The organism is Arthrobacter sp. KNU40 (assembly GCF_051515115.1).
GTDB lineage: Bacteria > Actinomycetota > Actinomycetes > Actinomycetales > Micrococcaceae > Arthrobacter.
This window is the reverse complement of sequence record NZ_CP195850.1, coordinates 1,976,354-1,998,231: the sequence shown is the minus strand read 5'-3', so window position 1 is coordinate 1,998,231 and position 21,878 is coordinate 1,976,354. Positions and strand designations below refer to the sequence as shown.

22 protein-coding genes and 1 pseudogene are annotated in these 21,878 nt (G+C 62.1%); 15 read left to right on the top strand and 8 right to left on the bottom strand.

From position 1 onward, the window contains the following. Nucleotides 1–39: 39 nt before the first annotated feature. The 7 genes from ACSKT0_RS09330 (at nt 40) to ACSKT0_RS09300 (ending at nt 4,830) form a co-directional block, all read left to right on the top strand. On the top strand, nt 40–237 hold the full coding sequence (locus tag ACSKT0_RS09330; RefSeq protein WP_437773472.1) for a hypothetical protein: 198 nt from the start codon (nt 40–42) through the stop codon (nt 235–237). Between the two features lie 13 nt (nt 238–250). Then, nucleotides 251–679, top strand: a complete 429-nt coding sequence (locus ACSKT0_RS09325; protein WP_437773471.1) for a hypothetical protein — start codon at nt 251–253, stop codon at nt 677–679. 445 nt (nt 680–1,124) lie between these two features. Next, a complete protein-coding gene (locus ACSKT0_RS09320) occupies nt 1,125–1,739 on the top strand; it encodes a hypothetical protein (protein WP_437773470.1) in 615 nt (204 codons plus the stop codon). Between the two features lie 86 nt (nt 1,740–1,825). Further along, complete coding sequence (locus ACSKT0_RS09315; protein ID WP_437773469.1) at nt 1,826–2,338, top strand: hypothetical protein; 513 nt, start codon at nt 1,826–1,828, stop codon at nt 2,336–2,338. A gap of 122 nt (nt 2,339–2,460) precedes the next feature. Next, nucleotides 2,461–3,354 carry an oxygenase MpaB family protein gene (locus ACSKT0_RS09310; RefSeq protein ID WP_437773468.1) on the top strand — a complete coding sequence of 298 codons (894 nt, stop codon included), beginning with the start codon at nt 2,461–2,463 and terminating at the stop codon, nt 3,352–3,354. After that, complete coding sequence (locus tag ACSKT0_RS09305; RefSeq protein WP_437773467.1) at nt 3,341–3,826, top strand: hypothetical protein; 486 nt, start codon at nt 3,341–3,343, stop codon at nt 3,824–3,826. The genes ACSKT0_RS09310 and ACSKT0_RS09305 overlap by 14 nt, the downstream gene beginning before the upstream one ends. Next, nucleotides 3,826–4,830, top strand: a complete 1,005-nt coding sequence (locus ACSKT0_RS09300; RefSeq protein ID WP_437773466.1) for a DUF6545 domain-containing protein — start codon at nt 3,826–3,828, stop codon at nt 4,828–4,830. The genes ACSKT0_RS09305 and ACSKT0_RS09300 overlap by 1 nt, the downstream gene beginning before the upstream one ends. Nucleotides 4,831–5,556: 726 nt before the next feature. On the opposite strand, the gene ACSKT0_RS09295 is transcribed toward ACSKT0_RS09300, so the two are convergent. The 4 genes from ACSKT0_RS09295 to ACSKT0_RS09280 form a co-directional block, all read right to left on the bottom strand. Further along, nucleotides 5,557–5,751: a ferredoxin gene (locus ACSKT0_RS09295; protein ID WP_437773465.1), complete on the bottom strand. Its 195-nt coding sequence runs from the start codon at nt 5,749–5,751 to the stop codon at nt 5,557–5,559. A gap of 38 nt (nt 5,752–5,789) precedes the next feature. Next, nucleotides 5,790–7,019, bottom strand: a complete 1,230-nt coding sequence (locus ACSKT0_RS09290; RefSeq protein WP_437773464.1) for a cytochrome P450 — start codon at nt 7,017–7,019, stop codon at nt 5,790–5,792. A 79-nt stretch (nt 7,020–7,098) separates the two neighbouring features. After that, entirely contained in the window at nt 7,099–8,349 is a 1,251-nt protein-coding gene (locus ACSKT0_RS09285) for an NAD(P)/FAD-dependent oxidoreductase (protein WP_437773463.1), read from the bottom strand. A 31-nt stretch (nt 8,350–8,380) separates the two neighbouring features. Continuing rightward, a complete protein-coding gene (locus tag ACSKT0_RS09280) occupies nt 8,381–9,139 on the bottom strand; it encodes a TetR/AcrR family transcriptional regulator (protein ID WP_437773462.1) in 759 nt (252 codons plus the stop codon). 226 nt (nt 9,140–9,365) lie between these two features. Between ACSKT0_RS09280 and ACSKT0_RS09275 the strand changes: the two genes are divergently transcribed. Then, nucleotides 9,366–10,850 carry an MFS transporter gene (locus ACSKT0_RS09275; RefSeq protein ID WP_437773461.1) on the top strand — a complete coding sequence of 495 codons (1,485 nt, stop codon included), beginning with the start codon at nt 9,366–9,368 and terminating at the stop codon, nt 10,848–10,850. A 178-nt stretch (nt 10,851–11,028) separates the two neighbouring features. Continuing rightward, nucleotides 11,029–11,259: a hypothetical protein gene (locus ACSKT0_RS09270; RefSeq protein WP_437773460.1), complete on the top strand. Its 231-nt coding sequence runs from the start codon at nt 11,029–11,031 to the stop codon at nt 11,257–11,259. Nucleotides 11,260–11,400: 141 nt separating this feature from the next. Here the strand turns inward: ACSKT0_RS09270 and ACSKT0_RS09265 are convergent, their stop codons facing one another. Continuing rightward, on the bottom strand, nt 11,401–12,030 hold the full coding sequence (locus tag ACSKT0_RS09265) for a TetR/AcrR family transcriptional regulator (protein WP_437774000.1): 630 nt from the start codon (nt 12,028–12,030) through the stop codon (nt 11,401–11,403). Nucleotides 12,031–12,172: 142 nt separating this feature from the next. Here ACSKT0_RS09265 and ACSKT0_RS09260 point away from each other — a divergent pair, with 142 nt between their 5' ends. The 6 genes and pseudogenes from ACSKT0_RS09260 to ACSKT0_RS09235 form a co-directional block, all read left to right on the top strand. Beyond that, nucleotides 12,173–13,105 carry an alpha/beta hydrolase gene (locus ACSKT0_RS09260; RefSeq protein WP_437773459.1) on the top strand — a complete coding sequence of 311 codons (933 nt, stop codon included), beginning with the start codon at nt 12,173–12,175 and terminating at the stop codon, nt 13,103–13,105. A 13-nt stretch (nt 13,106–13,118) separates the two neighbouring features. Then, nucleotides 13,119–14,003, top strand: coding sequence for a short-chain dehydrogenase/reductase (locus ACSKT0_RS09255; RefSeq protein WP_437773458.1), 885 nt, complete (start codon nt 13,119–13,121; stop codon nt 14,001–14,003). Between the two features lie 6 nt (nt 14,004–14,009). Then, nucleotides 14,010–14,894, top strand: coding sequence for an SDR family NAD(P)-dependent oxidoreductase (locus ACSKT0_RS09250; protein WP_437773457.1), 885 nt, complete (start codon nt 14,010–14,012; stop codon nt 14,892–14,894). A 436-nt stretch (nt 14,895–15,330) separates the two neighbouring features. Further along, the gene (locus tag ACSKT0_RS09245; RefSeq protein WP_437773456.1) at nt 15,331–16,008 is read left to right on the top strand and encodes a Crp/Fnr family transcriptional regulator; all 678 of its coding nucleotides are present in this window, start codon (nt 15,331–15,333) and stop codon (nt 16,006–16,008) included. A 752-nt stretch (nt 16,009–16,760) separates the two neighbouring features. After that, nucleotides 16,761–17,987: a fumarylacetoacetase gene (fahA, locus tag ACSKT0_RS09240; RefSeq protein ID WP_437773455.1), complete on the top strand. Its 1,227-nt coding sequence runs from the start codon at nt 16,761–16,763 to the stop codon at nt 17,985–17,987. 615 nt (nt 17,988–18,602) lie between these two features. Next, nucleotides 18,603–18,954: pseudogene (locus tag ACSKT0_RS09235) on the top strand (IS3 family transposase); the annotation flags it as partial. Nucleotides 18,955–19,090: 136 nt separating this feature from the next. Here ACSKT0_RS09235 and ACSKT0_RS09230 read toward each other — a convergent pair. The 3 genes from ACSKT0_RS09230 to ACSKT0_RS09220 form a co-directional block, all read right to left on the bottom strand. Beyond that, the gene (locus ACSKT0_RS09230; RefSeq protein WP_437773454.1) at nt 19,091–20,050 is read right to left on the bottom strand and encodes a 3-hydroxyacyl-CoA dehydrogenase family protein; all 960 of its coding nucleotides are present in this window, start codon (nt 20,048–20,050) and stop codon (nt 19,091–19,093) included. A gap of 84 nt (nt 20,051–20,134) precedes the next feature. After that, nucleotides 20,135–20,917, bottom strand: coding sequence for a cyclase family protein (locus ACSKT0_RS09225; RefSeq protein ID WP_437773453.1), 783 nt, complete (start codon nt 20,915–20,917; stop codon nt 20,135–20,137). Between the two features lie 35 nt (nt 20,918–20,952). Continuing rightward, nucleotides 20,953–21,759, bottom strand: a complete 807-nt coding sequence (locus ACSKT0_RS09220) for a cyclase family protein (RefSeq protein ID WP_437773452.1) — start codon at nt 21,757–21,759, stop codon at nt 20,953–20,955. Between the last annotated feature and the right edge of the window lie 119 nt (nt 21,760–21,878).

Sequence of the window (21,878 nt, the reverse complement as noted above, 5' to 3'; positions counted from 1 at the left end):
TCAGGTGCTGGCGGCAGTCCCCCATGCCATACTGGCGGCGTGGCAATCGGACTGAAAATGGATCTGGAATTTAGAGAACCCGACGGAGACGGCGGAGCCACTTTCGGCGACCTCGCCCGCTTCGTCAAAAAGGCGCAAGAGAGCGGCGTTGAGGACGAGCACCCGCTCCTACTAGTGCGGGACGAGCGAGATGGTTCTGCAACTGGCTTCTCGATCTACCTGCCAGTCGACTTCTGACGAGGCTTAGCGCATGGCAAGCGACTTTGAAGACGACGACCACACGCAGTTTTTCCGGCTCGAAGGCACCGGCAGCGAAGACAAGGATGACCATGTCCTTTCTCGTGCGGCGTTCCAGCTTCACAGCTTCGGAATGATCAACAGCGTGCGTGACGGAAATCCCGGCTTCATCTCAGACGATTACCTCAACGCCATAGCTGCCGAAACCACACTGACCGCCGCGGACCTCGTCGGTGCCGGTCTGTGGAAACGTTCGAGCGACGGCTATCTCGTCACCGATCCGCAGATGCTCGAGATGGTCCTTGACGCCAGCGAACGCAATAAGGACGACTTTCAGTACGAGCCAGACGGCTGCCCCGGACACGTCCGCGGACCTAACAGCGGCACCCGCTGCCGTCGTTGCGGCATCGAACTCGACGAAGATGATCAGCCCGCCGAATAAACCGCTCTCCAACGAAAGGCCCCTCTTCTAGCCAAGGGGGGCGGGTTCTAGGCGGGTTCTAGCGATCCTTGAGGGGTCTTTTTGTGTTGCCCTCAGCGCTTCAGGAACCTCCCGTTGCGCCGATGCCCGCACCAACTCTTCATTGGCGAAGCCGTTATCGCCGAGCATGGTGTTGCACCATCTGCGCGAAGTTCGGAGGTTCTCAGGCTCATCGCCGCCGCCGTAGGCAGCTATCGAGGAGATTTGGTCTAGGGTCGGATACCTGTCGGCCGTCGGTCTGGCGTCCGGATCAGTTGCGACCCCAAGCAGGGTGCCAGCCCTCGACCATTTTTCGAGCCGTTTGGCAGGTGGACCGGCGCTTCCGAATCTGGCCATAATTTCAATCACGATTTCATGTGCGCCTTCGCCACAACGGAATTGGTTCATGGTCCCTTATGCTTTCGGCATGACTGACATCTGGGTGCCGATCGTTGCTGCCGCGATTGGCGGCATCTTGGGCATCGCGGCTTCCCTCATTTTGTACAGCCTGGAGAGGCGGCGCAGTGAACGGGAGGCTCGGCACGAAGCGAAGCGAGTCGCTGTGTCAAAGATGCTCGACGTGCTCGACGACGCGATAAAGATCCAGGTCCTCCCGCCCATCATGCGGCGCTGGAAAAGCCCCGACGCGTCGCTCCTGCTCGCCTTGTCACGTCTCTTGCTCGATCTCGCAGAGGAAGACATTCCCGTTGCATCGTGGTCTGCCGGCCAGGTCCAGCGGATGGTGTTCGAGAGGGCAAGGAAGAAGTACCTGTCCCGTGCCACACAACTTCAATCGCGTCTACTTGGCTGGTATCGCGGCGATGTGCAAGTTAAGTGGTTCAGTGATGCCCTGAAGGAAGAGCCCTTTGTGGAGGGCTGGCGCCCATCGCCCGCCAGCCGGGTGAACGCCGAACTGCGAGACGCTTCGGCCAACCTCGGATTCTTAGCCGCAGCAATCTTGGCCTACACCGCCATCAAAGAGAATCTGTTGCCAGCCACATCACGTTTGGTTCGGAAGGGCCTTGACTGGTCTACGAAATAGCAACTTCCTGCCGGAGATAGTCAATCAAAGTACCTCTCGACACTTCAACACCGCTCCCCGGTAGTTGGCAGTGAGAAAATATCCCCATGACCCCGCGTTTATTCGACCTCAGTTCCACTTGGCACTTCGCCGCCGCCCCTGAGGCTGTGTGGGCGATCATCGCCGACGTCGACATGAGTTGGCCCAAGTGGTGGCCGGACTGCAGCTTCGCCGCACCGCTCGTTCGCACCGAGCCGGATAGCAACTCCCAGGAGGACATCCTCAAGGCCACTACTTCCTATCTCAACTTCAAGGCGTCCTTGGGTTACACCCTGACGATCAGCATCCACCCAACGAAGGTCGTCACTCCAAGCGAAATTGAGTTTGATGCCGGCGGCCACCTCGAAGGCACCGGCAAGGTCACCCTCACCCCAGAAACAAACGGCACAAAAACGCGCATGGACATCGAATGGAAGGTCCGGCCCACCAAGCATTGGATGAATCTCCTGACGCCCATCGCGGCCCCGGCCTTCACCGCTGCCCACACCCTCATGATGCGCCGCGGCGAAAAGGGCCTACGCCGAGCCTTGGCCGGGGACGCAGCTGAGCAAACAAAGTAGACCCGTCTACAAGTTAACTAGCCACGCGAAAGCAACGGTTCTACTATGGAATAGGTCGGCTTAGCTGGGATCTGAAACCCCAGCTTCGAACGCGGACTTCGAGCACGGCGAACGGGGGCACTGTGAGCATCAACACCACCCTCGCCGCGAGCCTCCACCGCCAGCAAACCGCGTCCCCCAGCGACTGGGAAGCTACATTCCGCCAGGTGGTCCTCTTCGACCTCGGCGCGGACATGGAACTCGGGTTCTTCCTCTCCTACTACCGCAACTTCGCAATCCCCACCATTGCAAAAACGCTCCACGCGAACGCGGAAATCCAGCAGCGCCCGATGAAGCGCTCGTACGACACGGCCATCGTCATCTACGAGCTCATCGCGAGCGGCCTGGACAGCGACCGCGGTCGCACCATGGTCGAGTTGCTCAACCGAGTGCACCGCAATGTGCCCGGAAGCAAGGACGACGTCCTCTACGTCCTCCTCACCCTGCTGGTCGTACCGATCCGCTGGATCCAGAAACATGCCTGGCGCCAACCCACAACAGCCGAACTCGCGGCCGCCTCACGCTTCTTCACGGAACTAGGCACCCGCATGAATATCACCGGCATGCCGGCCACCTACGCAGAAGCCGAGGACTTCTTCGACCACTACGAGGCCACCAACGTCGCAGCCTCACCCCAAGGCCAGCACCTGATGGACGCCACCGTCCAGGTGTTCCAGGACCGGTTGCCGGCCCCACTGCGCCCCCTGGCGAAACAGCTCATCAGCACAATGCTCGACGACGTCCGCCTCACCGACGCGCTCGGCCTCCCCCGAGCGGGCCGGATCTCCCGGACCGCCCTCAAGACAGGATTAGCCGCACATAACGCGATTCACCGTCGTCGTCCGCTGAAAACTAAACCGCATTTCACCCCCAGTGAAGCCGGCTCAACCCTGTACCCCGGCGGGTATTCCCTGGACCAGATCGGCCCGGTCAACATTCCGTCCTCCACTGTCCCTTCCGGCAATGAACTACCGTGAAGCCCGCAAAATAGCGAGGAAAGCAGAACACGCGTTCGGCTTGCCCGACGACGCCACGCTTGAGCTCATCCACGAGAAACTAGAGCGAAAACGCGGCAGGACCATCACGGTGGCAGAGCTTCCCGAATTAGCCGGCGAAGAACTCTGCGGGATTTGGCTTATCTGCGCCGACCGGGACATCGTCCTCCACGCACGAACCGAATCAGACTGGCACCGGCAACAGATCATCCTCCACGACTTCAGCCACATGATCCTCGACCATGATCTTGATCACCAAGGCAGCGAAATGACCAAACGCCTCCTCCCGGACCTCGACGGAGAACAGGTGCTGCGCGCCCTCGCCCGCAGCAGCTACACCGACAACGCGGAACTCACCGCCGAAGCCCTCGCCGATCAGCTCGCGACGCGCATCATCAACAGCGACGCCCGTACGCCGCCGGAGCCGCTGGCGTTCCGCAAAGTGTTCGGCTGATGGAGTACGTGCCGGCAGCCACTCTCTGGGTATTGACCATCCTTCGGCTGCCCGCAGCGCTCGATCCACACCGCGGCAGCGTCTTCCGTGCGACCATCCTTGCTGCAATCGCCTGCACCCTGTATATCCCGGCGGTCTACTACACTGTCGATCCCCTGCTCGGCGGCCGGAACCATGTCGGCCTTGCCACGCTTTTGTCTCTGCTTCTGGGATTCTGGCAGTTCCGGACGGCCATCCTGTTGGCTGCGGTCGACGACGTTGAAGTACGACGTCGGCAACTCGCCTTCGGCCGGTGCGCTGCGGTCATCGCGTGCTCGGCAGTGACGGCAGGATTCATTGCCAGCCGTACCCCGGTCACCGACCCGAACCTTCCTCTGAGCTACGGGGACCAGCTCGGAATGGCAGTGTTCCTCTGGACCGGGTCAGCCTTCATCATGTGGATTTGCCTTGATATCGCACGGGTGTGCCATGACAATGTCCCCAGCATGCGGGCGCGTGCATTCCGATCTGCCTTCGTCCTCATCGCCATCGGATGCATCCTTTTTGCTCTGGTCCTCGTCGACCGTCTGGTCTACGGAGTCGTGACGAAGATCGAAGGCGCTGCAAGCCCATCTGCGGCCGTTCTGACTGTCCTCTACTGGGTGGGCGAAACGTTCGCGGTTCTGCTTGTGAGCATCGGGCTGCTTCTCCCCCGGCTCGCAGGCCACCTCAAGCACGGCACCTTCCTCGTCCATGTCAGGCTTCTGCTCCTGGAAATCAGGCCGATCTGGAACCGCGTGGCTTTCACCCACCGCGAGCTCGTCCTTGAGGGGCGACGCGCCAGCCGGCTCATCGTCCTCAGCCGGCACGCCGAAACACAGCTCCATCGCCGCCTGGTCGAAATACGCGACTGTGAATTGGCCAGCAGCGCGACAAACGTGCGCCTCGACGCACACGACCGCTCCGTCGTCGAACGCGCCGAACTCACCCTTGAGAGCCGCTCCGGCGCACGGCTCACACGATAGATTCCTCGTCGAAGTAACAAGACGCCCCGACGCATGCCGCGCCGCAACAACCCAGCCATGAATAGGCAGAAGAATCTTCGCTGTTTGTCATTCTGATGCTCGATCATCGCAGGGCGGGTCCTCCGCGCCACCAGGGCGCCCTGCGCCAGCCCCGATCCAAAAACTTTGTTCGGCGCTCCTTCGTCGCTTATTTCCTCGCGTACTTCTTGGATCGTTGCCGGTTCCCCAAGTTGCACTCCGGCCCCGGATGCCCAGCAGTGGCTCCGCTATCAGTTCCTGACGAGATTCGCTCCGCCCCGTACCGCCGAGCGGCTTTGGCGAAGTTGTCGAAGATCAACCCCAGTGGGGCTCGTCTATTTGGGGGGACGAGACGTCCTAATCGGCGTTCAAAGTACAGAGATCGCATGGATGCGGTCAACCCTCGACATTCATGGCGGCCCGTACGGTGTGTGCAGTCGAGAAAGGTACTCACCACTAGGATCGAGGCTAAGGTCACCTAACCTCTCCTGTCCCAAAGCTATATGGAAAACCGTAATAGGCAACCGGGTCGAATTCGGCAAGGTCATTCTGGAATTCATATGCGAAGCCGGGCCAGAGAAGGGTTTGCCGGCTGTTCCGGGCGTCTACGTACCAGCTGTCGCACCCTCCGTTGATTCCGTTGACGACCGGCTGATGAGTCCATATTATCTGACGCCCACCGACGGTTGAGGCCCAGCAACAGTGTGTTCAGCCTTGTAGTTTTATGGCTAACACCGGGCAGACTGCGGCTGCCTGGCGTACTTCGGCTTCGCGTTCCGGTCCTATGTCGTCCATGAGGAGGACGGCGATGCCGTCTTCGTCGCGCTGGTCGAAGACGGTGTCGGCGGCCGTGACGCACTGGCCGGAAGCGACGCATTTGTCCTGGTCGAGGAGTACTTTCATGTTCGTATCCTTTTTTCGTGAAGTTGGGGGTTTACCAGTTACCAGGTGACGGGGAGTTCGTAGACTCCATAGACGGAGGCGTCGTTTTTGAACGGCACCTGGTCAAGGGTCGTGGCGAGGGCCATGGTGGGGATGCGGCGGAGCAGGGTGGTGTAGGCGAGCTGGAGTTCCATGCGTGCCAGGGGCTGGCCCAGGCACTGGTGCACGCCGAATCCGAAGGCGACGTGGTGGCGGGCGTCGCGTTCCAGGTCGAGGGTATCCGGGTCCTCGAAAGCTTCGGGGTCGCGGTTGCCGAGGTCGGTGGCGATGATGACGCCGTCGCCGGCTTTGATGGTCTGGCCTGCAATGTCAATGTCGGCAGTGGCGATGCGTTTGCGGCCGTCGTGGGTGATCGTCAGGTAGCGCAGCAGCTCTTCGACGGCGGAGGTGATGAGCGCCGGGTCCTGACTGTCCCGGAGTCGGGCGAGCTGCTCGGGGTTTTCGAGCAGTGCGAGCGTGCCGAGGGCGATCATGTTGGCCGTGGTTTCGTGGCCGGCGATGAGCAGGAGTACGCCCATCTGGGCGGCGTCCGCGGCGGTGATGTCGCCGGCGTCGACGCGGCGGGCGAGGTCGGTGAAGATGTCGTCGCCGGGTTGTTCCAGTTTGAGCGTCAGCAGCTGGTGCAGGTAGCCGATGAGGGCACCCATCGCGGTGCCTTGGTCCTCGGGGCTGACGCCGCGCTTGATGATGACGTTGCTGTTTTTCTGGAAGAAGTCGTGGTCCGAGTACGGGACGCCGAGCAGCTGGCAGATCACCAGGGATGGCATGGGCAGTGCAAAGGCCTGGACCAGGTCGGCTGGTTTTGGTCCGGCGAGCATCTCGTCGAGCAGGTCGTCGATGATTTTCTGGACGCCCGGGCGCATGGCTTCGATGCGTTTGACCATGAACGGTGCGGTGACCATGCGGCGGAGGCGGGCGTGCTCGGGGTCATCCATCAGGATGAAGCTCAGCGGGGAGCCGCTGCCCTTCGGGCGCGGTGCCGGGCTGGGGTAGCCGGGGTTGCTGATGTCGGCGCTGATGCGCGGGTCGCTGAGCAGGGCGCGCTGCTCAGCGTAGCGCGTGACGAACCAGGGGCGGCTGCCGTCCCACATGGTGACCCGTGTCAGAGGGGCTTCTTTCTGGGCTGCTTGGCCTGCGGGCGGCGGGTCGAATGGGCATTTGCCGTCCCGTGGCATCGGGAACGCGGGCTCATTTGTGTTGGTGTTGTTTGTCTCGATGGTGGTGGTCATGCTTTCCTCCAGGAAGTATCGGTCGGTGGAGCCAACGGGCTCGGTGGTAGGGCCGAGGGATCGAGTGATTCGCGGCGGGTCAATTGAGCGCGCCCACGGCGCGGGCGCTTTCCGCCATGAGGTCCTGCCGTCGCTGGCGGGTCTGTTTGGGCATGGCCCAGCCGAGTATGCCGACCATCCGCCCGTCGTCGAAGGCCACGGCCACGAAGCGGCCTTCGGCGGGGTCCCCGTCGGTGACTTCGAGCTGCGCCGAGCCCGGGATCACGCCGTGCACCTGGATCCGGACCCCGAATTGATCGGTCCAGAAGTACGGCACGGGCGTATACGGTTCGCCCTTGCCAAGAATGTCGCGGGCGACGGCGATTGCCTGCTCGGTCGCGTTGGTACGGTTCTCCAGGCGCACCGGTTCCCCCAGGCCGGCGTGGTGCCAGCGGGCGACGTCGCCCACGGCCCAGACGCCGTCGGCGGCCCGGCAAAACTTGTCGCAGACGATCCCGTCGTCGAGTTTCAGACCGCTGCCGGCCAGCCATCCGGTCACCGGTTCGGAGCCGATCGCAACGACGACGGTGTCCGCGCGCAGCACCTCGCCCGAGGTGAGTTCGACGCCGGTCACCCGGCCACCGGAGTGCTGCACTGAGGCCACGCGACCCCCACCGAGCAGCTGGACGCCGTGTTCGCGGTGAAGTCCGGCCAGTAGCTGCGAGCCGAGCGTGCCCAGTTGCGGTGCCATCGGCGCTTCGGCCGCGCCGACAAGGGTGACCTTGACGCCCAGTTGGCGCGCGGTTGCCGCGATCTCGCACCCGAGCACCCCGTTGCCGACGACGACGAGCCTAGCCGTCGTAGCCAGTGCCTCCTTGAGCCGATGGGCGTCGTCGAGGGTCCGCAGGACGTGAATCCCGGCTGGCGCCCCCGGTTCCCCAGTCCCTATTGTGGTCGGCAGGTGGCGCGCCCGGAGCCCGGTGGCGAGGACGACCGCGTCGGCGGTCACCTCCCGGCCGCTCCCGGTGATAACAGTGCGTGTGGCGATGTGGAGGCTGGTTGCGGACTCGCCGAGCAGGAACTCCGCGTCGAGGGAGTCAAGCATCTCCTGATCGCGGAGGATGACCCTGTCGGCGGTCCATTCACCCGAGAGGAGCTGCTTTGAGAGCGGCGGCCGGTCGTAGGGCAGATGCTGTTCGGCGTCCAAGAGCGTCAACCGTCCGCGGTGTCCGTTGCGCCGCAGGGCCTCCGCTGTTGCCAGCCCGGCGGCGGAGGCCCCGACGACGAGCACGTGCTGGTCCCGGGGATCCAGAGTGTCCTGAATGTTCGTGGGTGGTGCTGTGGGGTTCATCGAACACCTTCCGGTTGAGTCGGGGTGGTAGTCAGTCGTCATCGGTGATGTTGCCGGGATCCGGCGCCTGGTCCGGCTCGGGTACCGGCTGTGGTCGCGGGGTGTAGGGCGCAAGCCAGAGCCCAGTAATTGCGTCGATCACGCCGGTTCCGGCGTCGTGCCAGGAATTGCGGGTGGTCGGCTTTCCCTCCGCCAGTGCTCGCTCCCGCTCAGCAAAGGTGTGCACGAGCAGCTGGCGGGCCATGTCATCACGCTCGGCCCGTACTTCTCCCGGAAGCGCGGGGAGGCAACGGTCCAGGCCTGCAAGTAGCTCCCGGAGCGCGGGAGTCTCCATGGCGTCCTGCTCCATCACCTGCCGGTAGCCCGGGTCGGTCATGAGCTGCGCCCCGAATCGCGCGAACCAGGTGGGTGCCGGGAGCGAGTCCAGATGGTCCGTGACCGGCCGGACAAGGCAAGCTACCCAGTCGCGGATCTGGGACGAATCCCGCGTGCCGGCGATCAATCGCTTGCGCCGTTCCTCGATTTCCACGTTGTGTCTCCGGGCGATCGCCCGGACCAGGTCGACCTTCGTGCCGAAGTGGTAACCGACCGCCGCGTTGTTGCCCTGGCCGGCCTCGTCGCTCACCTGTCGGTTGGACACCGCACCGATGCCGTACTCGGCGAACAGGCGCTCGGCTGTCGAGAGTATGCGTTCCCGCGTCGCGTTGACCCTACTTCCGCGCCGCTGCTGGACGGCTTCCCCGGCCGGCGAGGCTCCCCTGCTGTCGGCCCGCCCGATAGAGGTAGTCATCTTGCGCCTCCCGGGCTGCTAGTTGGTTGGTATGTGGTTGATCTCATTTCATTAAAGTAAGTCACTTGCATTAAGTCAAGCGACTGACTTAGATTGTTCCTGTCGTTGTGGGTTTACCGCCTGGCCCATCCTTCGGTCCTTCCTTCCTTCCTTCCTTCCTTCCTTCCTTCCTTCCTTCCTTCCTTCCTTCCTTCCTTCCTTCCTTCCTTCCTTGAGAGGACATCCCATGGCTCTTCGCCTTGAAGACCCGAATCCCGGCACTTCCGCTGCGCCGTCGGAGGGTGTGTCCATATTCAGTTCCGGCCTTCGGGCCGGTTCGCCGAGCCGGATCGTGCTCGTGCTTGCCTTCGCCGGGATCGTCGTGTCGCTGATGCAAAGCCTTGTGATCCCGCTGATCCCGAAGCTGCCTGTCCTGCTGAACGCGCCGCCCGGTGACACGACCTGGGCGATCACGGCCACTCTGCTGGCCGGCGCCGTCTCGGTACCGACGATCGGGCGCCTTGGCGACATGTACGGCAAGCGCCGGATGCTGCTGTTCAGCATCGTGCTGTTGGTCCTGGGGTCCCTTGTCGGAGCGCTCAGTGACAGCCTCGTGCCGATGATCGTCGCCCGTACCCTGCAAGGCCTCGCGGCCGGAGTCGTGCCCCTTGGCATCAGCATCATGCGCGATGAACTTCCCGCCGAACGCCTCGGCGGCGCGACCGCGCTGATGAGCGCCTCGCTCGGCGTAGGCGGCGCGCTCGGCCTGCCGGTTGCCGCGCTCATCGCGGACAGCGCCGACTGGCACGTGCTCTTCTGGGTCGCCGCCGGCCTGGGCGCCGTCGCGCTCGTGCTTGTCGCAACCATCGTGCCGGCCTCGCGGGTGCGCTCCGGCGGCCGATTCGACACCCTCGGCGCTGCGGGTCTTTCCGCCGCCCTCGTCAGCCTGCTGCTCGCGGTTTCCAAAGGCGCCGACTGGGGCTGGACCTCCGCGCCTACCCTCGGACTGGGCGCCGCCGCGCTTGTGCTCTTCATCGCGTGGGGACGCTACGAGCTGCGTACACGCGAGTCGCTCGTCGATCTGCGGACGCTTGTGCGGCGTCAGGTGCTCCTCACCAACATTGCCTCCGCCATCTTCGGTTTCGCCATGTTCTCGATGTCCCTTGTGTTGCCCCAGCTGTTGCAACTGCCCCAGCAGACCGGTTACGGACTCGGCCAGCCGATGCTCGCTGTGGGGCTTGTGATGGCGCCGTCTGGCCTGGTCATGATGGCCGTGGCTCCGGTCGCCGCCAGGATCTCTGCGGCGTGGGGGCCGAGATGGTCGCTCATGCTAGGCGCCCTGGTCGTGGCGGCGGGTTACGGATTCGGCATTGTTGCGATGGGCGACGTCTGGCAGTTGGTGGTTGTCTCAATGGTCATTGGAGCCGGAATCGGCCTGGCCTACGGAGCCATGCCCTCGCTCGTCATGAGTGCCGTCCCGGCGTCGGAAACGGCGTCCGCCAACAGCCTCAACACCCTCATGCGCTCGATCGGCACGTCTCTTTCTAGCGCCGTCGCCGGACTGGTTTTGGCCCAGCTGACCACCACGCAAGGCGGAGTATCAATGCCCTCCCAGGGGGCGTTCCAGGTCGTCATGGGTCTGGGGGCGGCCGCGGCCCTCGCCGCACTCGCCGTGGCAGCATTCCTCCCGAGGGACCGTGCAGCCGCACTGAGCCGCGCGTCCGCGGAATAGTTCAGGACGATGATTTGAACCACACTATGGCGGCCGGTCGAAGACCATTCCGCTATCGTGTGTTGGGACGGTTTCTTCCTGTTCGGGAATGGACGCCTACATTGATAAGTAGGCGTCCATTCCTGGTTGAAACTGGATGATGCGGCGAGGGTTTGCTCCTACCTGCCGCAATCAGAACATGGAGGCATCCCTCAAATACAGCGTCGATGAAGCCATGGTCGATGACCTGACCGTTCCACAGAATTTCACAGCCTTTCGCTGCACGCGAGGCGTCGCTCCGCCCCACCGCCGGATCATCTGGGTACCCGTTCACCTGCTCACACAAGTGGTGGAGCGGCAGGGCCTACACGCGTACCGCAACATCGGTCAGGCCAACTCGTCCCACGCCACCACGCTCGCTGCTAGTTAAGTACGGGAGTTGCAGCGGATGAGAAAACTCTCGTCGGGAGGCTGACCCACTCCTTGCCGGGCCGGTATTCAGCAGGTTGCGTCCCGAGGCCTCGTTATTGAACCGGTGAATACTTCCGAAGGGCAAGCGCCGGCCCCCTCGTCATTGGGCAGTTGTGGGGCGTCGGATTAATCCCTGGAAGGTTATGGCTTCTGCGGTGGCGATGACGGCCTCAAGTTGTCCGGGTTCGGCGTGCAACCGATCGGCCCGCCAGGACAGGCTGAGGATGCCGTTCATAGTGGCCCACAAGGCGGTCGCTGCCGTACGAGGGTCGATGCCGGGGGCGATGGACCCGTCGGCGATGCCGTCGCTCAGGGCAGCGGCGAGTTTAGAGTTCTGCTCTTCGACGAGGTCGGCAACGCGTTCGAGGGCGGTCGGATCGTCGGGCGGGTCTGCGAGCAGGCGGAACTGGTGGGGTCGTTCGGTAGCGAAGCGGGCATAGGCGGCTGCGGCGGCCCTGATGCGTTCCTCGGGGGTGCCCGGGGTGGCGTAGGCGGCGTCCATGTACTGCCGGTTGTCTTCGAGGGCGCGCTCGGCGACGGCGATCAGGACGGCAGAGCGTCCGCCCACCCGGTTGTACACGGTTTGCATCGCTACGTCGGCGCGTTCCGCGACGGCTTCCAGTGTGAGGAACGAGGGGCCGCCTTCGGCCAGAAGATCTTCAGCCGCTTTCACGATGGCAGCTCTGGTGGCGGCGGCGCGGCGAGTGGCCCTGGTGGCCTTGATTGTCATCACTCTGTTACTTTACAGCCTCATAACATTGGAGTGAAATTCCAATACTTTACAGCCTCATAACATTGGAGTATATTCCAATGTTATGAGTAGTTCCACAAAGGTGTGGGCCGCTAGTCTTGGCGCCCTCACAGGGGGCCCGATGACCGCCCGTCTCGATCTGACGTTTCCCTCTGGGGACACGGAATGCCACGCGTGGCTGTACGTACCGGCGGGCGGTAGCGCGCACCCGGCCTTGGTGATGGCGCATGGCCTCGGCGGTGTACGGGAAATGCGCCTGGATGCCTGTGCGGAGCGTTTCGCCGCTGCGGGATATGCCTGTTTGGTATTCGACTACCGGCACTTCGGCGCCAGCGGGGGTCAGCCCCGCCAGCTTCTGAGCATCCGCCGGCAGCTTCAGGACTGGAAGGCGGCCGTGGCCTGTGCCCGCTCCCGGCCGGAGGTTGACCCCCGGCGGGTGGTGCTGTGGGGCACATCTTTCGGAGGCGGCCATGTGCTTGCGACCGCCGCCCGGGACGCGGCCGTGGTCGCCGTCATCGCCCAGGGACTGTTCACCGACGGTGTCGCCTCCGCCCTGGCGATGCGCCCTGACAGCTCAGTGAAGGTGATGGCCCGGGCGGTCCGTGACGTGGTCGCCAACCTCCGGGGGCATCCTCCCGTCATGGTCGCGACGGCGGGCCAGCCCGGATCTGCCGCGCTGATGACCGCTTCGGACGCCGAGCGCGGCTATCTGGCCCTAGTGCCCGAAGGGGCGCTCTTCGCCAACCAAATTGCGGCGCGGTTCGCCCTGGACATCCTCCGCTACCGACCGGGCCGCCAGACCGAGAAGATCGCGTGCCCGGTGCTGTTCTGCATATGCGAACACGACAGTGTGGCCCCCGCCCGACCGACCCTGCGCCACGCCAGCAGGGCCCCGCGCGGCGAGATCCGGCTCTATCCCGACGGCCACTTCGACATCTACCTCGGCGAGCCCTTCGAACGCGTTGTCAAGGACCAGCTTGCCTTCCTTGCCCGGCACGTCCCCATCGGCCCCGCAACATGTCCCGTTGAAGCCCCGGGACCCACGACACTCTGAGGAGACCTACGAGATGCCCACCTACCCGATCGCGGGAAAGACCATCTTCATCACCGGCGCAGCAGGAGGCATCGGTGCGGCCACCGCCCGCACGCTCCACTCGCGTGGAGCCAACGTGGTCCTCGCCGACTGGGGCATCGATGCCACATCGGCCCTCGCCCGCGAACTTGCCGGCGACCGAACACTCGCGCTGCCGGTGGATGTCACCGACACCGTGGCGCTGGCGGAGGCGGTGGATCGTACCGCCGACCGGTTCGGCGGGCTGGATGTCGTCTTCGCCAACGCGGGGATCGGGGCCGATCCGCCGGCGACGATCGCCACCATCGAGGAGGCGACGTTCGAGCGCGTCGTCGAAGTCGACCTGCTGGGAGTCTGGCGCACCGTGCGCGCCGCCCTGCCACACGTCATCGCAGCACGCGGGCACGTCCTGGTCACCGCTTCGGTATACGCCTACTTCAACGGCATGGCCAACGCCCCGTACGCCATGTCCAAGGCCGGCGTCGAGCAGTTCGGCAGGGCCCTGCATGCCGAACTCGGCATCCACGGCGCCAGCGCCGGGGTGCTCTACCCCGGCTGGGTCCACACACCCATCGCCGGGCCCGCCTTCGGAAGCCACGACATCACGACTCGCATGCGCGAGATCGCCTTCCCGTCCCTACTCGGCAAGGCCATCACCCCCGCGCGCGTCGCCGACGCCGTGGCCCGCGGCATCGAGAACCGCTCAGCCCGCGTTATGGTCCCCCGCAGGTGGGTGCCGTTTTCGGCCTTGCGCGGCGTCCTCAACCCCGTCACCGACCTCATCGCCGAACGCCACCCCGAACTGCGCCAGCTGCTGCGCCGACTTGAGGAATCCGCCGGCGCCACTGGCAAGTCCCGGCAGACCGACACACCGAGGTAGGCTACTATGACCCGTTACGACCTCACCGGGCGCACCGTCGCCCTCACCGGCTCCACCGGCGGCCTGGGCGCCGCGCTCGCCCGGGCCCTGCGCGAGCGCGGCGCCAACCTTGCGCTGTTCGATCTCAGCCTCGAGGCCGCCACGGCCCAAGCCCAGGACCTGGGAGGCGAAACGGTCGCCCGTGGCTGGCACGCTGACGTACGCGACCTCGCCGGCCTGCAGCAGGCCATGGAAGAGGCCGCCACCCACTTCGGGCGCCTCGACATCGTCATCGCAGGCGCCGGGATCGACACCATGGCCCCGATGGCGACCATCGACCCTTCAGCCTACGAGCGCGTCATCGACATCAACCTCAACGGGGTCTGGCGAACCTTCCGCGCCGCACTTCCCCACGTCCAACGTCACCAGGGCTACCTTCTCGCCGTCTCATCCATGGCTGCCTTCGTACACTCCCCGCTTCAGGCGTCCTACACCGCGAGCAAGGCCGGCGTATGGGCGCTGTGCGACAGCATCCGACTGGAACTGCGCCATCTCGGCGTCGGGGTGGGCAGCGCCCACCCCACCTTCTTTCGCACACCCATGATGGACGACGTGACCGCAGACCCCGCCGGGCGCGCACTGTGGGGCGGCAACGACCGAGGACTGTGGAAAATGGTCCCCCTGCAGAAAGTCATCAGCGGCATCGTCACTGGCATCGAACTGCGTGCCGATCTCATCGTCGTCCCCAGGCCCCTCACCCTGACCGCCAAGGCCCCGGGCCTGTTCCGCCCGATCCTCGAACGCTTGGGATTCCGCGACGAGACCATCCCCCGCGCTATCGGCCTCGCCTCTGCGGCCGGATGGCACAACCCCTCCTCACAGGACCGCTACCACACGGGCCGCGTCCGATAGGGCCTGCACCCGGCCCGGAGGGGATAACACTTGAAGCGTCTCCGTCCATTGGCACCTCTCCCTACTACGGCGCAAACGGCCTGGGGCAGTGCGAAGACGAGGTGGAGAAGTCCGGATCACCCCGCGTACCGTTAGAGGGGAATCAGGCGCCTCAGGGCCTTTCAGATCGACGCAATACTGCGGGCTCACCCGGTCGGAACAAGTTCGACGCCAATGCCGAACCTACTCCGAGAGCCAGAATATCGTCTCGTCACGGCAACGCCGAACGCCCCGCAAGGAACTTCGCCGTTCCCTTTGACATCCTGGACTGCATTTCGAGCGCCCCCTGGCACCGGCAGCAGTTCTTCCGAGCCGGAGATATCCTCGCACTATGCCATCATTCCTTACATCGGCAATACACCGTTGCCTACCCACGCACTAAAGGCGGACTACACCCATGATTTTCCCGCGGCTTTACGTTTCTGACGACTTTGCCCCTTTCACCGAGTTGATCAAGGGGTACGGAACTCAGATGCCAAAGATCAAGAGGGACACCGTCCTGCACGATGCGAATGGAGCCAAGCGTACTTCGTACTTCATTCAAAGCGGCATTGCAAGACTGTCATTCATCAACGAGGAAGGCACTGAGGGTACGCTGTTCTTCTTTGGCAAGGGGTCGATCTATCCGATCAACATCATGGAGGATAAGCTATCCACGGAGAACTATCTTCAGCTCGTATCCGTGACCGAGTTGGACGTCATCGCGTTCCCTGCCCGCCGCGTTCTGGATATGTGTGCCGCATCTGCGGAATTCAATCTTGCGATCATCAATCACTACGTCCGCTACGTGAACGTGCTCCTTACAAAGCAGCTTCTAAACTCTTACAACGATTCAACGCAGCTCGTGAGCGCATTGCTATTCCTCTACGTCTATGAACAGCCAGAGCAGAACTCTTTGGTCGACTTGACTCAGGAACAAATTGCACAAGTCACCGGCCTGTCAAGGACGCAGGTTACTCGTGTGTTGAAAATTCTTCGTGATGACAGGGTAATTGAGACGAACCGGGGCCGCTTGCAAATCTTAGATCTCGAGGCGCTGAGGAACCGCTATACCAAGATGAGGGGTCTAATCTGACCCCGAGTCAGACCCGTCGAGCCAATCAGATGGCCGCACAATAGGCGTCTGCCCGGCACTGAGCTAAACATTTCGGCCGCGACAAACGAGCCAATGCAGCGGCGAGGAACCGCTGAAGCTAGACACAAGTCCCTGCTGCCCGACAGGTATCCGTAGCATATTGACAAGTCCGGAACGAGTTTGATGCCGGACTGCCAGGGCGTCCGGAAAGAGCATCAAGCTGTTAGACGTGGAACCTCATTCGGGCCGAAACTGACGAGACCGCTGGTCCCCACTCACTCGAGCCGGCAGGCTCCGGTACTCGGCATTCTGGTGTGCGGAGCGCATGATCGACGTCGAGTCGACCGGCTCCGCAGGTCCCCGGAAATTGGTCAGGAATGCAGATATCGCAAAACTTTCTGGTTCTTTCTGCGTCAAATGAGGTACAAAATCAACGCAAATTTTGCTCCAATCGAGTGAAAGGAGAGTGTCATACGTCGCAAACTTGCGTAGTGAACGTCTTGTGTCGGTAGGCACAGGCAACGTCGCCCGTGCACAGCACACCAAGCCTAGACAGAAGAGAAATGCCAGCAGACGAATCCAAAAATACAAGCACATTCAGTGCGAGCAGCCTCTCAATGTGGAAATCCGTGCCCTCATTCATGTCGCCTCTTGCCCACGCCGGCCACCTAGCGCCCGACGCTCTGAGTGACAAGAGAGCGGCCCTCCTCGGGGATCCGGAGACCTTGACACCAAGCATTCAGGAGAATCAATTGACGACATGGCTACCGCTCTCCCAGGATGACGGCTTCGGGCATGACCATCTGCCTTACGGTGTGATAAGCATAAGTGACGGGCCGCACCATCTCGCGACGCGCATCGGGGAGTTCGCGCTTGACCTGACCGCCTGCGCCGAAGCCGCGGGCTTGACTTGGGCACCTGCTGTAGCCGGGCCGACTCTCAATCCGCTTCTTGAAGCCGGGCCGCACATCTGGAGGGAGGTGCGGACATGGATCCAACAAGCGCTCACCGACGAGTCCAAACGAGCGAGTGTCGAACCTCACCTTGTGCGGCTGTCACACGTCACCACTCATCTCCCGTTCGCCGTGGCCGACTACGTCGACTTCTATACCAGCGAGAACCATGCCTCCAACGTCGGGCGCATCTTTCGCCCCGACGGTCCGGCACTGACACCAAACTGGAAGCATCTACCGATCGGGTACCACGGCAGGTCCTCGACAATCGTCGTCAGCGGCACGGATGTCGTGCGCCCGGTCGGGCAGCGAAAGAGCAGTGATGGCAAGGTGCCCGACTTCGGACCAACCGTCAAGCTGGATCTGGAGGCCGAGCTCGGCTTCGTCGTGGGCGGTTCCACCCCGATGGGGAGTCGGGTCCCTGTCGGGCGAGCACCCGAACACCTTTTTGGCGTAGTCCTCTTCAACGACTGGTCAGCCAGGGACATCCAAGCGTGGGAGTACGTCCCTTTAGGTCCTCACCTCGGCAAATCCTTCTGCTCCTCAGTCGGGGCATGGGTGACGCCAATGGCCGCGCTTGAAGCTGCCCACGTACCATTGCCTCAGCAAGATCCCGTCCCGCTAATGTACCTGCAGGGCCCACCCGCAGCGAGTTTCGGTCTCGACATCAGGTTGGAAATCGAGCTCAACGGGGAGATTGTGTCGCGCCCTCCATATGCATCGGTGTACTGGTCACCAGCTCAGATGCTGGCGCACATGACGATCAACGGGGCCAGCTTGACCAATGGTGACTTCTTCGCCTCAGGTACTGTCTCCGGGCCGGAGCCGCAGCAGCGCGGATCCTTGCTGGAACTTACTTGGGACGGCCGCGATAGCCTCACGCTCGTCGACGGCAGTCAGCGCACCTACCTTGAGGACGGAGATACGGTAGTTATCCGCGCAACTGCCCCGGGAACGAACGGTGGCCTGATCCGACTAGCCGAGGTATCCGGGACGATTCAATCGTCCACTGTCGACGACTTCTAACCGGCAAAGTAGCGAGTCGGCTAAGAGATGTCGTCGCCGGTCGAGAAGCGGGCCGCTGTGACGGTTGAAACCTGAGCACCGTTCAAGCAATTTGATCTACGCGCTAAGACGGAGGCCGACGGCTTGCATTACACTTTTCAAACGAAATTGATGTCGGAAAAACGGTCACGACGGAAAATCTGTCATGACACCGGCGGCGCTGGAGTGCTTTTGTGAGCGACGCCGTGGACCCGGCAACGCCGGTGGGACGAGCACCTGCCATGCCGACAGCCGTGGCGAGTGGAACGCTCCGATCGCCCTGCAGCGTCGCAAAAGTCACCGGGATTCGGGGAGGAATAGCCCCAGCGCATCTGGCGGTTCCGCTAATCGAACCCGCAGTTCTGCATTGAAGCAGTCGGCCGGCTAGTAGTAGTCGACAGGCACGCCTTTTTAGGGCAACCGAGGCTGAGAATGTCGACAAGGACAGGCTATTTCTGGCTCACCATCACCGCGGCCGACAGGCAAACCCACACGGCAAGGCCCACATCGGCGGCTGCAGATGTCATAGTTGGGTCTCCGGGTAGGACACAAGTGTTTGTGAGAGAGTTTTCGTGTCGGAGAATCGACGCAGGAGGAATTCACGAATCATGGCACGCAGAGACGTCGCCTGGGCCGGTCATCGCCGAAGTCCGGCGGAGCCAGAAGTGCTCAACGACGGATGCCGGATCGTCGAAGTCATTAAGGAACTCCAAATCAGCGAGGCGACCTGGTACGAGTCGCCGAACCAGAACGGTTCCGAGGAGAACTCCAAGACCTCCAGACCGGCCAAGGAACTGGAGAAAGAGATCGCCCGGCCCAAGCTGCTGCCGGCCGAGAAGGAACCGGCCATCGACTTCCTAGATGAGGTGGCCAAGGGAATTTTCTGAGCCCCGAACCCGGCCCCCGTGCAGTGCGAATGGCAGCGGAGCAGTTCGGGGCCTCAGAGCGCCTTGGGCGCAGGCTGGCCTGATAAGCACTGGGACGCGGGAAATCGGCCTCCGAGAGGTGAGGTAGAGGGTTCCGATCGCCCTACAGTTCACCACTGATCGACCCGACCGCCCAGCGACCTGGCACGAGGACCCGGGCTAAACGCGTTGGTATGTCAAATCCCCAATTTTGGCGAAGACCTCCAGAAGCCGCGCATCCCGCCTTCGCAGCACATCCACCAGCGGCTCGTCAGCATAATCGAAGAATCCCTTGCCAGTCTTCACCCCAAGGTCCCCCCGTTCGACCTTTTCTACCAAACTTCTTGGATTGTTATCGAGCGGAGGTTCGCGGTATTCCGAGTTCTGAAGGTTGCTGTAGCTAAGATCAAGCCCCGTGAAATCGTACCTTTGGACAAGGCCAAGCACCATGGAGCGAGGCACGATACTCGCCTTTACAGCGATGTCGAGCATCTCGGGACTGATGTAGTCGTTGTCAAGGAGGAAGAATATTTCTCGTCCAAGAGCTCGCTGGAGACGATTGATACAGAAGCCATCAATGAACTTGTTCATAACGATTGGAACGCGCTGCGCGTCTTTCAGCCATGCAACCACGAGGTCGACGGTTTCTTGGCTTGTCTTCTCGCCAGGCACTACTTCAACAAGCGGGATGATGTGCGGCGGTGCGAACCAATGGGCGATGATGGCATTAGGAAGTCGGTTCACGGGCAGGAGTTCGAAGACGTCAAGGTACGAAGTATTGCTAACGATAATCGTCTGCTCGCGGCACCAACGATCCAGTTGCTCATAGAGTTCGCGCTTTGCATCCCTATCCTCGACGATGCACTCGACTACAAGGTCTGCATCACGCGCCGCGACTTCCCCCGATGTGGTCGGCACGATCCGGTCCAGTATTGACTGCCTAGCGCCACGGTCAACCAAGCCCTCTTCGACGAAGAGGTCCAAGGAGGACTCAACGATAGACATGGACCTCTCAAGTGCTTCCGAGTTTCGATCAACGATCGAGATTTGACAGCCGAATCTGGCTAATGCGAAGGCAATACCGGAACCCATAGTGCCGGCACCGAACACTGCCACGTTCCGAACGGTTTCAAGCTTCATGATGACCTTTCTCAGTTCTTAACCGAACTTGGGCAGCGCCGGAGGTTAGTGGGTGGTCCAAGTATCTGAAATACAACGGGCTGTTTAGTCGCCGGTTTCGAATCGAAACTCCTGATCCGGATCAACAATGGCGAAGATGCGCACGCCAGAGCCGTCGCCGCCCTCCCAGCGCCACGGCAGTGCGAGGAAGAAGCAACGTTGCCCTGAAGCCTCGTCAAGTTCACCGCCGACATTCTCGATGCCTGGGACGCCGCCATCAACAAGTAGTGTCTTGTGCGCGGGTTCCCATTCGGGAAAGTCCTCCTTCGGGTCCCTGCCGGTTTCCCGCTTGTACTCCTCAATCAAGTGAGGGTGGGTCGGGCCAAGTCCATGGTCAACCAGTTTCGTCGCCAGAGGATGATCGTTAGCCTGATGGCCGAAGCCTACGAGTTTAATCTTCCGTTCAACCAGCCACTTCGCTGCCTCGGGATCAATCCCTGCCCCATAACTGAAGTAGTCGTCGTTGTCACCCCACTTGCGATGAAAACCGGTGTTAATCATCACAATGTCGCCTTCCTCAATAGCAGGGGTGGCGTTTTCGAGATCATCAATTGTGACAAGACCCCATTTTTCTTTGGGAATCGACACAACCACGCCAGTACCACAGAGCCTCCACAGGGGAATTTCAGCGACGTCCGGCGTGTTTTCCGTTACGTGAAGCGCCGCGTCCATGTGGGTGCCGCGGTGCATGATACCGTCCCAGTTTATTTCAAAGACGCCATCTCTGGCGTGGTACTTGCTCACCGAGAGATTTACGCCTGGGCTTGATGGCCATTCCGGCATGAACTGGTGAAAGGCGTGCGTCAGATCATAAAACTTGAGCGCCATATCAACTCACATCCTCAATGTGTTCGGTAATCTGGTTAGTTGTTGCCGGGGTTGATGCGAGTCGTACCCTTAGGGTCGATCATCGCGATGAAGCGGACTGGGCACGCGTCGCCCTTGGTCAGCTTCCAAGGAGTGGCCGCGAAAGTCGCCCGCCTGCCTGCAAGCTCATCGACATCGCCCCCGGTCTGTTCGATAGTCGGGATGCCTGCGGCTAGCAATGTCTTGTGCGCGACGTTCCACTCAGGGTGCTCTTCCTTTGGATCCAGCCCTGTCGCTTTTTGGTACGCCTCCGCTAAGCGTTTCATAGTCGGCCCTCCACGGTGGGGGCCCAATGAGGTGGCTAGGGGATGATCTATTTGAGGCGTATCCACCGCCACAAGTTTGACCTTCTTCGACACAAGCCACTGTGCCGCGTCCTTGGTTAGACCTGGAGATTCACCAAAGTATTCAAGAGCGTCGGAGTATCGTCGATGCCACCCAGTGACGATCACGACTACGTCATTCTCACGAATTTTCGATCCCGCGGCCACCAAGTCGTCTGACGTGATGGTCTCGTAGCTCGACTTCGGGATATCCAGAACGACCCCGTTGCCAAAGAAATGGTGCGGCTGGAGCTGAGACATGTCGGCGCCGCCCTGAATCAAGTGGATCGGGGCGTTCATGTGCGTGCCTGAGTGCATGCTCATGTTGATGCGCCAGCTCAACACCCCGTGCTCCGCATGCTTTACGGCACGAAACATTGATACGTCTCGCTGTCCAGGATACGAAGGTGCGCCATGCCCCCACGGATGGCTGAGTTCCAGCAACTTCAACCCTGTGTACGGGTCCTCAATGAATGTCACGGGTATTCCTTTCTGTGAATCGTTTCGGTTTGTGAGGGTTTAGTTCGAGTGTTGCGTTGTCGGTCGAACGCATCTGCTTTCCGCGCGTCCGGACGCCCTCTTCGGTATTGATGGCGGGA

What these genes read in the sequence shown, in the direction of transcription:
- ACSKT0_RS09325 (WP_437773471.1), top strand. Translation starts at nt 251, where the DNA reads ATGGCAAGCGACTTTGAAGACGACGACCACACGCAGTTTTTCCGGCTC.
- ACSKT0_RS09315 (WP_437773469.1), top strand. Translation starts at nt 1,826, where the DNA reads ATGACCCCGCGTTTATTCGACCTCAGTTCCACTTGGCACTTCGCCGCC.
- ACSKT0_RS09305 (WP_437773467.1), top strand. Translation starts at nt 3,341, where the DNA reads ATGAACTACCGTGAAGCCCGCAAAATAGCGAGGAAAGCAGAACACGCG.
- ACSKT0_RS09320 (WP_437773470.1), top strand. Translation starts at nt 1,125, where the DNA reads ATGACTGACATCTGGGTGCCGATCGTTGCTGCCGCGATTGGCGGCATC.
- ACSKT0_RS09270 (WP_437773460.1), top strand. Translation starts at nt 11,029, where the DNA reads ATGGAGGCATCCCTCAAATACAGCGTCGATGAAGCCATGGTCGATGAC.
- ACSKT0_RS09255 (WP_437773458.1), top strand. Translation starts at nt 13,119, where the DNA reads ATGCCCACCTACCCGATCGCGGGAAAGACCATCTTCATCACCGGCGCA.
- ACSKT0_RS09245 (WP_437773456.1), top strand. Translation starts at nt 15,331, where the DNA reads ATGATTTTCCCGCGGCTTTACGTTTCTGACGACTTTGCCCCTTTCACC.
- ACSKT0_RS09280 (WP_437773462.1), bottom strand. Translation starts at nt 9,139, where the DNA reads ATGACTACCTCTATCGGGCGGGCCGACAGCAGGGGAGCCTCGCCGGCC.
- ACSKT0_RS09295 (WP_437773465.1), bottom strand. Translation starts at nt 5,751, where the DNA reads ATGAAAGTACTCCTCGACCAGGACAAATGCGTCGCTTCCGGCCAGTGC.
- ACSKT0_RS09260 (WP_437773459.1), top strand. Translation starts at nt 12,173, where the DNA reads ATGACCGCCCGTCTCGATCTGACGTTTCCCTCTGGGGACACGGAATGC.
- ACSKT0_RS09225 (WP_437773453.1), bottom strand. Translation starts at nt 20,917, where the DNA reads ATGGCGCTCAAGTTTTATGATCTGACGCACGCCTTTCACCAGTTCATG.
- ACSKT0_RS09285 (WP_437773463.1), bottom strand. Translation starts at nt 8,349, where the DNA reads ATGAACCCCACAGCACCACCCACGAACATTCAGGACACTCTGGATCCC.
- ACSKT0_RS09275 (WP_437773461.1), top strand. Translation starts at nt 9,366, where the DNA reads ATGGCTCTTCGCCTTGAAGACCCGAATCCCGGCACTTCCGCTGCGCCG.
- ACSKT0_RS09290 (WP_437773464.1), bottom strand. Translation starts at nt 7,019, where the DNA reads ATGACCACCACCATCGAGACAAACAACACCAACACAAATGAGCCCGCG.
- ACSKT0_RS09265 (WP_437774000.1), bottom strand. Translation starts at nt 12,030, where the DNA reads ATGACAATCAAGGCCACCAGGGCCACTCGCCGCGCCGCCGCCACCAGA.
- ACSKT0_RS09250 (WP_437773457.1), top strand. Translation starts at nt 14,010, where the DNA reads ATGACCCGTTACGACCTCACCGGGCGCACCGTCGCCCTCACCGGCTCC.
- ACSKT0_RS09230 (WP_437773454.1), bottom strand. Translation starts at nt 20,050, where the DNA reads ATGAAGCTTGAAACCGTTCGGAACGTGGCAGTGTTCGGTGCCGGCACT.
- ACSKT0_RS09300 (WP_437773466.1), top strand. Translation starts at nt 3,826, where the DNA reads ATGGAGTACGTGCCGGCAGCCACTCTCTGGGTATTGACCATCCTTCGG.